This is a genomic window from Alkalibacterium olivapovliticus (genome assembly GCF_003003275.1).
Taxonomy (GTDB): domain Bacteria; phylum Bacillota; class Bacilli; order Lactobacillales; family Carnobacteriaceae_A; genus Alkalibacterium; species Alkalibacterium olivapovliticum.
Genome location: NZ_PVTO01000010.1, coordinates 53,044 through 65,982 on the forward strand (window position 1 = coordinate 53,044; position 12,939 = coordinate 65,982).

Annotated in this window: 12 protein-coding genes; 11 read left to right on the forward strand and 1 reads right to left on the reverse strand. The window is 42.0% G+C overall.

Going from position 1 to position 12,939, the window contains the following annotated elements:
- Positions 1 to 1,022: 1,022 nt before the first annotated feature.
- Positions 1,023 to 2,294 carry a BaiN/RdsA family NAD(P)/FAD-dependent oxidoreductase gene (locus CLV38_RS06500; RefSeq protein ID WP_106193048.1) on the reverse strand — a complete coding sequence of 424 codons (1,272 nt, stop codon included), beginning with the start codon at positions 2,292 to 2,294 and terminating at the stop codon, positions 1,023 to 1,025.
- 175 nt (positions 2,295 to 2,469) lie between these two features.
- Between CLV38_RS06500 and CLV38_RS06505 the strand changes: the two genes are divergently transcribed.
- The 11 genes from CLV38_RS06505 (at position 2,470) to rbsD (ending at position 12,929) form a co-directional block, all read left to right on the forward strand.
- Complete coding sequence (locus CLV38_RS06505; protein WP_106193050.1) at positions 2,470 to 3,903, forward strand: 6-phospho-beta-glucosidase; 1,434 nt, start codon at positions 2,470 to 2,472, stop codon at positions 3,901 to 3,903.
- A gap of 136 nt (positions 3,904 to 4,039) precedes the next feature.
- Positions 4,040 to 5,227 (forward strand): GNAT family N-acetyltransferase, encoded by a 1,188-nt coding sequence (locus CLV38_RS06510; RefSeq protein ID WP_106193052.1) that lies wholly within the window; start codon positions 4,040 to 4,042, stop codon positions 5,225 to 5,227.
- A gap of 290 nt (positions 5,228 to 5,517) precedes the next feature.
- Positions 5,518 to 6,585, forward strand: a complete 1,068-nt coding sequence (gene thrC, locus CLV38_RS06515) for a threonine synthase (RefSeq protein WP_106193055.1) — start codon at positions 5,518 to 5,520, stop codon at positions 6,583 to 6,585.
- Positions 6,575 to 7,462: a homoserine kinase gene (gene thrB, locus CLV38_RS06520; protein ID WP_106193057.1), complete on the forward strand. Its 888-nt coding sequence runs from the start codon at positions 6,575 to 6,577 to the stop codon at positions 7,460 to 7,462. The genes thrC and thrB overlap by 11 nt, the downstream gene beginning before the upstream one ends.
- 330 nt (positions 7,463 to 7,792) lie before the next feature.
- Positions 7,793 to 8,605, forward strand: a complete 813-nt coding sequence (locus CLV38_RS06525) for an AraC family transcriptional regulator (RefSeq protein ID WP_170068836.1) — start codon at positions 7,793 to 7,795, stop codon at positions 8,603 to 8,605.
- Between the two features lie 124 nt (positions 8,606 to 8,729).
- Positions 8,730 to 9,134, forward strand: coding sequence for an arsenate reductase (thioredoxin) (gene arsC, locus CLV38_RS06530; RefSeq protein WP_106193062.1), 405 nt, complete (start codon positions 8,730 to 8,732; stop codon positions 9,132 to 9,134).
- Positions 9,135 to 9,252: 118 nt separating this feature from the next.
- Positions 9,253 to 9,846, forward strand: coding sequence for a TraX family protein (locus CLV38_RS06535; RefSeq protein ID WP_106193064.1), 594 nt, complete (start codon positions 9,253 to 9,255; stop codon positions 9,844 to 9,846).
- A gap of 364 nt (positions 9,847 to 10,210) precedes the next feature.
- Complete coding sequence (locus tag CLV38_RS06540) at positions 10,211 to 10,525, forward strand: hypothetical protein (protein WP_146128996.1); 315 nt, start codon at positions 10,211 to 10,213, stop codon at positions 10,523 to 10,525.
- Positions 10,526 to 10,662: 137 nt separating this feature from the next.
- A complete protein-coding gene (locus CLV38_RS06545; protein ID WP_106193068.1) occupies positions 10,663 to 11,628 on the forward strand; it encodes a LacI family DNA-binding transcriptional regulator in 966 nt (321 codons plus the stop codon).
- A 10-nt stretch (positions 11,629 to 11,638) separates the two neighbouring features.
- The gene (gene rbsK, locus CLV38_RS06550; protein ID WP_106193071.1) at positions 11,639 to 12,556 is read left to right on the forward strand and encodes a ribokinase; all 918 of its coding nucleotides are present in this window, start codon (positions 11,639 to 11,641) and stop codon (positions 12,554 to 12,556) included.
- A complete protein-coding gene (gene rbsD, locus CLV38_RS06555) occupies positions 12,528 to 12,929 on the forward strand; it encodes a D-ribose pyranase (RefSeq protein WP_106193074.1) in 402 nt (133 codons plus the stop codon). The genes rbsK and rbsD overlap by 29 nt, the downstream gene beginning before the upstream one ends.
- The last annotated feature ends 10 nt before the right edge of the window (positions 12,930 to 12,939 follow it).

Here is a 12,939-nt window from a genome sequence, read left to right on the forward strand (position 1 = left end):
ATCCTGGTATCAGAAATCTGATACCAGGATTTTTCTCTGTTTAATAACTGTTTTGCTGATATAAAAACCTTTGAATTGAGCCGGTCGCGTGCACATAAACTATAGAAGTAGTATTAGCCCAGCTCACTAACTAGTGGATGGTCGAGAGCTACAAATAGAGCGGGGATATGTAGGACTCGCCAGCACATGACTGGTCGAGAACTACAAATGAAGCGAGATAGGTCTATCTCGCCTGTCAAAATGAAGGCGAGAGCTACAAATAGAGTGAGTATATGTAGGAGTCGCTGGCACATGGCTGGTCGAGTGCTACAAATGAAGCGAGATAGGGCTATCTCGTCTGTCAAAATGAAGGCGAGAGCTACAAATAGAGTGAGTATATGTAGGACTCGCCGGCACATGGATGGTCGAGAGCTACAAATGAAGCGAGATAGGGGTATCTCGCCAATCGAAATGAAGGCGAGAGCTACAAATAGAGTGAGTATATGTAGGACTCGCCGGCACATGGCTGGTCGAGAACTACAAATGAAGCGAGATAGGTCTATCTCGCCTGTCAAAATGAAGGCGAGAGCTACAAATAGAGTGAGTATATGTAGGAGTCGCTGGCACATGGCTGGTCGAGTGCTACAAATGAAGCGAGATAGGGCTATCTCGTCTGTCGAAATGAAGGCGAGAGCTACAAATAGAGTGAGTATATGTAGGACTCGCCGGCACATGGCTGGTCGAGTGCTACAAATGAAGCGAGATAGGTCTATCTCGCCTGTCAAAATGAGGACGAGTGCTACAAATAGAGTGAGTATATGTAGGAGTCACCGGCACATGAGTGGTCGAGAGCTACAAATGAGCCAGAATTAGGTCAACTCGTCTGAAAAAAGTCAGAAGAGCACTACAAATAGGGACTGTGTGAACAGTCCCCACTATACTAGCTATGCTTTAGTCCTCAGGATACAAAAAAAGGGAGGACTCATCAGCGATAAATGCGTGAGTACTCCCTATAAGGAGAGAATCGTCTAATCGATTCTCTTTCATACGCCTAAAGACGTTTGTGCTGCATGCATGCCGGCTACACGTCCGGTGATAAAGGCGCCTGTAATGTTATAGCCACCTGTATACCCATTATAGTCCAGAATCTCTCCGGTAAAGTACAAGTTCTGCATGAGTTTGCTTTCGAGCGTTTTAGGATTCACCTCTTTGGTATGAACCCCTCCACCCGTCACAAACGCTTTTTCAATCGGCAGTGACCCGTGCACTTTAAAGCGGAAATCTTTAAGGAAAGTAATGACTGCTTCCAGTTCTTTAGGTGTCACAGTTTTGAACGCGCGCTCACTGTCAATTTCTGATTGTTCCAGGCCAAAAAGGATATAACGCTCAGGTCCGAACTGCTTGAGCGTATTTTTAATGCTCTTCTCGCCATCTTTTTTCATTAAACGTTCAAGGGACTGTTTCAGTGAACCGACTGTTTCATCGGGAGCACTGTCCAGACTCATTTGAGCATAGTCTGTTTTATCTCGTTTCATTGTCTGAAGCACGAACATCGAACAGCGCAGCACAGCTGGCCCGGAAATACCTAAATGGGTAAAAATCATATCCATCCGGTGATTGATGACTGTTTTGCCTTTTTTATTTAAGACCTTCAAATCGACATCTCTTAAAGAAATGCCTTGAAGGGTACGGTCTTGAATAAACGGCTCTTCAGAGGTGATAGGGACTTCAGTGGGATACAGATCTTTTATTGTATGACCAGCTTTTTTGGCCCATTTATACCCATCACCAGTTGACCCCGTTTTCGGCATGGCACGTCCACCTGTAGATAAAATAACTGAAGTGGCATTTAAAATACGGCCATCCTGCAGTTCAACACCTTCTACTCGCCCGTCTTTATACAAAACAGTTTCGACTGGAGCGTTTACGTGAACATCTACTTTTGTATCTTCCATGATTTGAGTCAACGCATTGACGATCGTACGCGATTTATCCGTGATCGGAAACATCCGTCCATGATCTTCTTCTTTTAATTGAATGCCTTTAGATTGGAAAAATTTCATAATATCATAATTGTCATATTGGTAAAATGCACTGTATAAAAAACGTCCGTTACCTGGAATGTGAGTGATGATTTCTTCTTTGTCCCGGTTATTAGTCACGTTACAGCGTCCGTTACCTGTTACTAGCAATTTTCGCCCGACAAATTTATTTTTTTCAACTAAGCCGACTGTGGCTCCGTGCTCTGCAGCTGAAATAGCAGCCATCATGCCGCTGGTTCCGCCACCTACGACTAATACATCGTAATGTGTCATGTGTGTTCCTCTTTTCTTTCTGACCTATATCCTTGATACTGTACCATATTGACAGCATTCTATCCATATTAATGAGAAATGCTCACATAATTGTAAAGATTCGCTTGTATGTAATGGATTACACTCTATACACTTAACAGGTAACTGATTAAAAAGAGTGCCAGGAGGAAAAAATATGGGATTTAGAAAAGACTTTTTATGGGGCGGCGCAACTGCGGCCAACCAGCTCGAGGGTGGATATGCTTCAGGTGGACGGGGATTAGCTAACGTAGACGTCGTGCCGATTGGTGAAGACCGCGGAGCAATCATTACTGGACAGCAGAAACACTTTGACTTTGATGATGAGCATTTTTATCCTGCAAAAGTAGCAATCGATCACTATAACCGCTATAAAGAAGACATTGCACTGTTCGGAGAAATGGGATTCAAAACCTACCGTCTGTCCATTGCATGGACACGTATTTTCCCTAAAGGGGATGAAAAAGAGCCGAATGAAGAAGGCTTGAAATTTTATGAAGATTTATTTAAAGAATGTCACAAACATGGCATCGAACCATTAGTCACCATCACTCACTTTGACTGCCCGATGCATTTGATAGAAGAGTACGGTGGATGGCGTAACCGTAAGATGGTCGAATTTTATGAAAATCTGTGTGTAGCAATCTTCAATCGTTATAAAGGACTTGTGAAATACTGGTTGACGTTCAACGAAATCAACATGATTCTGCATGCCCCATTCATGGGAGCAGGACTTGCTTTTGAAGAAGGTGAAAATCAGAAACAAGTTAAATTTCAGGCTGCTCATCACGAATTACTGGCGAGTGCATTAGCCACTAAAATCGCACATGAAGTCGATCCAAAAAACCAAGTCGGATGTATGCTGGCTGCCGGTAAATATTACCCGAATACGCCTCATCCAAGAGATGTGTTTGCAGCACAAGAAGCCGATCACGAAAATTATTTCTTCATTGACGTTCAGTCACGCGGAGAGTATCCTGCTTATGCATTAAAAGAACTAGAACGTGAAGGTATTGAACTTGAAATGGAAGAAGGAGACAAAGAACTGCTTAAAGCACATACTGTCGACTTTATTTCATTCTCTTACTATTCTTCTCGTGTAGCATCTGGAGATCCTAAAGTGAATGAGAAAACAGCTGGAAATATCTTTGCATCTGTTAAAAATCCATACCTGGAAGCAAGTGAATGGGGATGGCAGATTGATCCACTAGGATTGCGCATCACTATGAATGAAATTTATGACCGTTACCAGAAACCACTATTTATAGTAGAAAATGGATTAGGTGCGATCGATGAGCCTGATGAAAATGGCTATGTAGTAGACGATTATCGTATCGACTATCTGGCTCAGCACATTAAAGCAATGAAGGACGCTGTTGAACTGGACGGCATCGATTTAATGGGATACACATCTTGGGGCTGTATTGATCTAGTCAGTGCTGGAACAGGCGAAATGAAAAAACGTTACGGCTTCATCTACGTCGACCGTGACAATGAAGGAAACGGGACACTAAAACGTACACCGAAGAAATCATTCGACTGGTACAAACAAGTCATCGCTACAAATGGAGAAGACTTGAGTAACAGTTAATAATAGATCAGCATAAATAGAAGGGTTCCGTCCGGCATTTACAGGATGGAACCCTTTATTTGTTATCCTGCTCTAAAATACTGCAGTCAAAAGAGTTATAATGAAGGCATAAAATAAAACGGAGGAGAGACATAATATGACCATCATCAAAAAATTGACACAAGAGCAATTTGAAGACCTGTATCAGCTTAATGTGTATGCTTTCCATTTTAAGGATACAGATGATGTAAAGGAACGGATGCGGAATGAGTTCGAATACGGACTCTCTTTTGGTGCTTTTTCTGGAGATCAGCTGACTAGTTCTCTGATCGTCTTACCGCTTGAGGTGTACTATCAGGGCACTATCCTGAAAATGGGTGGAATAGGAAACGTAACCAGTTACCCTGAAGCTAGGGGGAAAGGGTCAATCCGTCGATTGATGGAAACGGCACTGACAGAAATGAAGGAACAGGGAATTGTGGTTTCTTACCTGGCTCCATTCTCCTACCACTTCTACCGCAAATTCGGGTATGAAGTTTCATTTGAAAAACGCCAATTCGATATCAAACCAGGTGATTTCGGCTCGTTCGAAGCCCCCGAAACTCGTGTCGACAGAGTGCTGTGGGAGGACCAGAAAGAAGCGATAAAAGCAATTTATCATAAAAAAATGGAAGAAGCCATTGGTCCGGTCAAAAGGAAGGAGTGGGAATGGGAGAAACGGAACATGTCATCGGGTAAAAAGAAACTCGCTCTTTTCCAGGATGATAATGAAGCTCCTCAAGGATATTTGTTGTATGAATTTTCAGGAGAAAACCAGAATACATTCCAGATTGATGAACTGACTGCTCTGACAGGAACGGCTGAAAAGGCACTGTGGGAATTTATCGGGACGCATGCCGCCGGGTTCGATAAATTCATCTACACTGGCCGAGCTGATCAGCACCTTACACATCTATTTAAAGAAGCAGATCTTGACCAGAAAATGGCGTCTTCCATGATGGCCCGCATAGTGGATATGGAAAACTTTTTGAGACAGTATCCGTTTAAACGCAATGAAAATCAGGAATTCCTGCTGGAAGTCACAGATGACACAGCTAAATGGAATGAGAAACTGTACAGACTTTCTATCAAAGGGCAGGAAGTAACGCTTTCGATTGTAGACCAGCCAGATGATAATGCACACAAACTGAAAGCTAACATCCAGACATGGACACAACTGTTTATGCAGTTTAAAAAAGCTGGCGCACTGCAGTTTGAAGGCTCACTTTCTACTTCTAAAGAAACCGCTCATGCCTTTCAGACAATACTTCCTGAAGGTGTTCCAGAGTTGCATGACTTCTTTTGACGGAAGACCATTATGACAGGTTAATCACCATAAGGATTGATCAGTTTGAGGGGGATCCCCTTTATTTCTTGTCAGATTATAAAAAAAGAGAAATTCGAGTGCAAAGAATTATTATCTAGCTGTATCTATTTAGAATAGCTCTCTCATTGTGTCTAAAGGGAGCTTTCTGCTTAACATGGAAGTCGACTAGTGTATCCTTAAAAAGCTTTCAAACAGTCCTGTTAGTTTGGACGATTATTTGTTATAATCTAATCATTCTAATCAAAATCTAATCTAAAAGGGGATCAATTATGTCTTGGCAGGGATTACTAAAAGAGTACAAAGATTTTCTACCCGTATCAGAAACGACACCAGGAATCAGTTTGCTGGAGGGAAAGACACCCCTGATCAAGCTGGGAAAATTATCAGCAGAATTTGGTGTAGAAGCTTACGCCAAAATTGAAGGAGCAAATCCAACAGGAAGTTTTAAAGACCGTGGCATGGTAATGGCCATGGCTAAAGCAATCGAAGAGGGGTCACACACAGTGATCTGTGCATCTACCGGGAATACCTCTGCATCTGCCGCAGCTTACGCAGCACGAGCAGGACTGCGGTCGATCATTGTTATCCCGGAAGGAAAGATTGCCCAAGGGAAATTGGCACAGGCTGTTATGTATGGAGCAGAGATTTATTCCATAAAGGGAAACTTTGATGATGCCTTGAAAATTGTCCGAAAGTTGGCTGAGCAAGAAGATATCACACTCGTCAACTCAATCAATCCTTATCGAATCGAAGGGCAGAAAACTGCTGCTTTCGAAGTGTGTGATACGTTAGGAAAAGCACCTGACTATTTATGTATCCCTGTAGGAAATGCAGGAAACATTACTGCATACTGGAAAGGGTTCAAGGAGTACAACGAGGCTAACGAGACTGGGCTTCCGAAAATGATGGGATTTGAAGCAAGTGGGGCAGCGGCCATTGTTCACAACAGAGTATTCGAAAATCCTGAAACAATCGGTACGGCTATTCGCATAGGGAATCCCGCGAGCTGGACACAGGCAGTAACAGCAAGAGATGAATCAGGTGGGATCATTGACGAAGTGACAGATGAAGAAATGATTGAAGCCTATCGCTGGCTCGCTTCAAACGAAGGCATTTTTGCAGAACCGGCTTCAAGTGCTTCTGTGGCAGGTTTGTTCAAGTCGCTGAAAAACGGAACAATCAGCCAGGGCAGTCAGGTGGTATGTGTGCTCACAGGAAATGGGCTGAAAGATCCTCAGACAGCAATAGACTGCAGCGACTTCAAGCCCCTTGTATTAGAAAACGACGAAGCCTTTGTAATTGAAACTATATTAGGACGAAAAAAAGATGCGGTTTAAAATAAAAATTCCAGCCACAACAGCAAATATTGGAGCTGGATTTGATTCGGTCGGTATTGCTTTAAATCTCTACTTGATATTAGATGTAACACCATCTGTCACATGGAAATTCGTAGCTAACTCAGCAGAGCTTAATGGAGTGCCCTCGGATAAATCAAATCTTATTTATCTTATTGCAGAACAAGTAGCCCGCAAATATGGTCATGCAGGGTTGCCGGCGTGCAGAGTAGAAATGACTAGTGAGATTCCTCTTGCTCGAGGCTTGGGAAGCAGTTCGACAGCAGTTGTCGCAGGAATTGAACTAGCCGATCAGTTACTGAATCTACAGTTATCTAAACAAGAAAAGGCGGTCATTGCAACTGAAATCGAAGGGCATCCGGACAATGTAGCTCCGGCGATTTTTGGGGGATGTGTCATTGGACATGCAGGCGACTCCTTTGAGTACGTTCAGGTTCCCATCACATCTGATTTAACATTTGTCACTATGATTCCTGATTATGAGTTGAAAACGGCAGATGCTCGTGCTGTTCTTCCTGAAGCATATTCCAGAATTGAAACCATCAAAGGCAGTAGTATTGCCAATGTCAGTGTAGCAGCACTATTTAAACGGGACTGGGCATTACTTGGGAAAATGATGGAGATGGACGTTTTCCATCAACCGTTTAGAAGAGCTTTAGTTCCTGAATACGAACAGATGAAAAAATTCATTTCTGAATTTGTATATGGGACTTATCTTAGCGGGGCAGGACCAACTATGATTTCTCTTGCTGCAGATGAAGTTAAGATGAAAATACCCGAGTGGGAAAAAGCGGTTCCGCACATAAAGTGGCAGTTGCTGAAAGCTGATAACACAGGGACACAAGTTATCAGAGAATAATCAGCCTGACGAAGCTGCGATACTCAATAAGTGATGATAAAACGACTTCAACTTTCAAGTGGAGAAGTCAAATCAGTTAAATAAGTATAAAAACGCGGGCCTTTACAGGCTGGCGTTTTTTGATGTGTAGATATTGGTTTCCAGGTGGTGTGCAGAATCTGATTCACGTTCCTTGAGTGACTATAATAATTATGATTAGATAAATATAAAATACCCGTTAGTTATTGATCCTATCTAATCGGACAACTTCACTATTTAAGTGCTAAAGTAGACAGAGAAGAGAGAAAGGAGCTGGACCTTCTGAATAATCTCTATCATATGAACCAGGCTATGCAGTACATCGAAGACCACTTAGGTGAAGAAATAGACAGTAAGGAGCTGGCAAAAATTGCGTTGACCTCAGAAACTTATTTTAAAAGACTGTTTTCGTTTCTGTCAGGTATGCCGCTTTCGGACTATATAAGAAAACGACGTCTCACACAGGCTGCATTTGAATTGAAGCAGACAGATGTAAAAGTGATTGATCTGGCATTGAAGTACGGCTACACTTCTCCAGATGCTTTTACAAAAGCTTTTCAGCAGGTACATGGCGTGACGCCAACTGCAGCCAGAGAATTGAACAGTCATTTGAAGTCTTATCCTATGCTGACTTTTAGACTCACTATCCAAGGAGGAAAACCAATGAATTATAGATTAGTAGAAAAAGAAACCTTTACTGCGGCAGGGTATAAAACAGAAGCTGTTGTGAATAGTGAAGGTGAATCAGAAGATATCCTGTCATTTCTAGGTAGTCTGACAGATGAACATTTTACGAAATTAAAGAACATCAGCAATGGTTACTTTGATGGAAACCCCTTGTATATTTCATCCGATCATGAAAATGAAGAAAATCAGACTTCTCAAAATTTTTATGTAGGGGTGCCGGTCGATACTGTCCCGGAAGAGCTGGATAGTATTACCATCTCTAACCAAACATGGGCTGTGTTTACGATCGAAGGAGAGTGGGAGGCTGTCAACGATGCATGGACTCGTATCTATACTGAGTGGTTCCCTTCCTCAAAATATGAACCAACTTCGTCTCCGGAATTTATGACATCCAAGGACAATCAGTCTGAAGTGTGGGTCGCCGTGAAAGAAAGCTGAAGAACAGGTCATTGAAGGTAAGCTCACGTTTAGAATACAGGTCCTATTAGTGGTAAAATTAACTCACTACTTGACGAAGGATCTGAACGGTCAGGTACTAAGGGACAGAAGAGGAGTAGGTTCTATGAACAAACGTTACTTTTTATGTACAGGCAACTCGTGCCGCAGCCAGATGGCGGAAGGATACGGACGAAAGCTGCTGGATCAAAGTCAATTTGAAGTCAGAAGCGCAGGAATCGAAACACATGGGCTGAATCCGAAAGCCGTCAAAGTAATGGAGGAAGACGGAATCGATATCACGAATCAGACTTCAGACCTGATCGATCAGGATTATTTTAAGGAAGCGGATCTGATCATCACTTTATGTGGGGATGCACTGGATAAATGTCCAACTATTCCATCCGGTGTTGCGCATGAGCACTGGGATTTAGAGGATCCTGCAAAAGCAACGGGAACGGAAGAAGACATTTTAGCTAAATTCCGTGTAACGAGAGATATCATCAAAGAAAGAGTACTGACCCTACAATAGATTAATTGTAAGAACAGCGTGAAATAGATCCTGAAAAAGGTCTTTTTTACGCTGATTTTTTGTACATATAAGGCTATAATGAAGAAGAATAACCTTAACATAGACAAGGAGAACTTAAATGGTTAAACAATTTGATGATAAACTCAACATGATTAAATGGATTGGGATCCTGACCATGACGATCGATCACGTTGGGTACTTTCTGTTTCCGGGACTGATCTGGATGCGGATGATCGGCCGGATAGCTTTTCCTTGCTTCTTATACAGTACAATTGAAGGAACAGAACGGACAAGTCATTACAAAAAATACATCAGCCGTCTTTTTCTCTTAGGTGCTTTATCGATGCCCATTACACCGAATACGATAAATGTCCTGTTTCTACTGGGATTGTTTTCTCTCTCCTTAAAATATAGAAAATACTTCTTTGTTTTTCTGTTTTTAAGTTTCTTCGCTGAATATAGTCTATATGGTTTTCTGTTTGGATGGGCTATTTATTGGATGACCAGAGAAGATAGACTGCAGGGGATCATAGGCTCAGTAGTGATTCAGCTGATGTTCGGCTTTAGTATTCAGGCTCTGTCACTTCTGGCCGTCCCGCTGTTTCTTATAAAAAAAGGCATCAGACTGCCACATTTGCCACGGTATTTTTTCTACTGGTTTTATCCCTTACATCAAGCTGTTCTCCTTTTAATGGTACTGTACTTGAATTAAAAAGACCGGTGTTATAGATAAGACACTAAGAAACAGAGAGGAGATAACGCAATGACTAAAACACTGAAGCAGATCCTGTCCATTCTTGTAACGGTCTTATTAATCTTTGTTGTGTTGCTCATACTGGCAGCTTAATCGTTCAGATATACTTTAGTTGTTAATCAGTAGATATCTAATCCGCTCATTCAAAAAAATCATTAGGAAAGAAGGCTAAACATGACAAGAGATAAACTAAGCACCTTATCCACATTGATTGGACTGACAGTAATGACTATCTTGTTAGTCGTTTTTTAACGATTCTCCACTATGGATCAATGCCATTATAGGAGGAGGGACTGCATTACTCAGTTGGGGAATAGGTCGGGTGGTGTTCGACAATGTAGACACAACAGATACTAGCGATAGTGATTACCCTGTTGTATTATATATCACGGGTCCTTATTTTCTGTTTAGTATTCAATTCATCAGCGAGCTGAACAGGACAGGGACCATAACATTCGATACCGTTGCATATGCATTGGGCCTAGTGGGAACGTATTACATAATAGTTCATGTTTACGAGTATTTTATAGAAGACCTGCTAAATAAAAAAGTGTCTAAAACCGTTCAAACATACTTAGGATGGGCGATCGTCATCGTCTTTTTAGCAATACTACTGGGCTTATCTTACTGGCTATAACCGTAAATTTTCCTCTGATTTAGGAGACAGAAAGACAGTATCAAGCGGGTTTTGAAAAATAAAAGCGTTTACTATTGACAAAATAAAATCAGATGGTACACTAAATGTGTAATCGGTTACAGAATGAGGGTGAGAAAATGGTAACGATCAAAGAAGTGGCAGAATATGCAGGTGTATCCGTGGCAACTGTCTCTCGAACACTAAACAATAGTGGGTATGTTGGAAAACAGTCAAGAATAAAAGTGGAAGAGGCTGTGAAAACATTAGGGTATTATCCTAATGAAATTGCCCGCTCACTGTATCAGAAAACTTCAAAAATGATCGGGTTGCTTTTACCTGATATCTCTAACCCATACTTCCCACTCCTGGCTAAAGGCGTTGAAGATTATGCACAGCGAAACGGCTATATGGTTATTTTGGGAAATGTAGAAGATGATGAAGAAAAAGAAGAGATGTACGTTAAATTTTTTTCTCAATACAATATCAGCGGCGTACTGTCCGCAGCGTCAGGAAAGAAAAGCCAGACCTATCAAGTGCCCTTTGTTCTGCTGGACAGAGCTCTTGAAGAGGAGAATTATTCTATTGCCACTGATGATCAGTTAGGCGGGGAACTGGCAGCAAAAGCCATTATTGATGCAAAAGGGAAACAAGTAGTGGTGATGGCTGGTCCTGGAAATGTGGCGGGTGCTAATGACCGACTGTCTGGAGCGTTATCTGTACTGAATGATGAAGGCTTGTCATATCAGGTATTTGAAACCCATACGTATCAAGTGGATAAGGCGGAAGAAACAGCCGTAGAGTTGTTTGAATCAACCAGACCATTTGATAGTGTGATTGCCAGTAATGATGTATATGCTCTGGCGGTTATGAAAGAAACAATTAAAAGAGGACACCGCATACCGGAAGACATTCAGATCATAGGATATGATGACATGCTGTTCAGTCGCCTGATGTATCCTGGATTGACCACAATCGCCCAGCCAGCTTATGAAGTAGGGTATCAGGGTGCTAAAATGCTTGTGGATCTGATTGAGAAAAACAGTATCGAACAGAAAAAAGTTAAATTGAAACCAAAACTGATGATGAGAGATTCATTAAGATAGGAGACTTATTATGCCAAAGATTACAGTTGTCGGTAGTATATCGACAGATTTTGTAGTTGAGACAGACAAACGCCCTTCAATGGGGGAAACAGTTGAAGGGAAAACATTCAGTACAAGCTTCGGAGGAAAAGGAGCTAATCAGGCAGTCGCTTCAGCACGATTAGGAGCTGAGACGCATATGCTGGGTGCAGTCGGTCAGGATACTTTTGGAGAGGAACTGCTGAATAATCTGAGAACGAATCATATTTTTGTGGAAAATGTGGAACGGGTTACACATTCTTCAGGGTCTGCCTTTATCACGCTTTATAATCGGGATAATTCCATTATCTATGTACCTGGAGCAAACGGAGCGTACTCAGCCGATAAGCTGGAGGCTCTTGTAAATGGGCAAACAGTTATTCAGAAAAGTGACATCGTACTGGTTCAAAACGAAACACCAGAGGAAACAGTAAATAAATTGATCGAAAGGTGCCATGAGCTGAACGTTCCACTATTGCTCAACCCGGCGCCGGCACGTGGACTGGATCAGAACCTTATAGAAAAGGTTGCATTCCTTACGCCAAACGAAACAGAATTTGAAGTCTTATTCCCAGGGGAAACGATGGAAGACGTGTTAAAACAGTATCCAAACAAGCTCATCGTCACCTTAGGCAGCAAAGGATCAACCTATTTTGACGGTAAGTCAGTTCAGGTTATTCCCTCTTTAACAGTCGCTAATGTAGTCGATACGACCGGAGCAGGCGATACATTCAATGGGGCATTCGCATTTGCTTTTGCTTCAGGATTACCGATTAAAGACAGCATCCAGTTTGCAAATATTGCAGCCGGGTTATCTATACAGAAAGTCGGAGCCCAAACGGGAGCACCGACACTAGACCAAATGAAGGAGCATGACTATTTTGAAAAAGCATGGCATTTTAAACAGTGACATCAGTAAAATTCTATCGGACTTAGGGCATACAGATCAAATCGTCATTGCAGACTGTGGGCTTCCGGTTCCTGAAGGGGTCAAAAAAATCGATCTAGCCGTTAAATTCGGCACACCTACATTTTTAGAAGTCGTGGAAGAAGTATTGAAAGATATGAAAGTAGAGCATGCAATTGTAGCTGAAGAAATAAAAGATCAGAATGCAGACGTGTTTCATACACTGACTGAGGCATTCGAAACAGACAGCATTACACACTCATTCGTCAGTCATGAAGCGTTCAAACAGATGTCAGCGAAAGCAAAAGTGATTATTCGTACTGGAGAAGCGACACCGTACGCTAATGTCATTTTACAGGCTGGCGTACTCTTTTAGGAGGTAATAA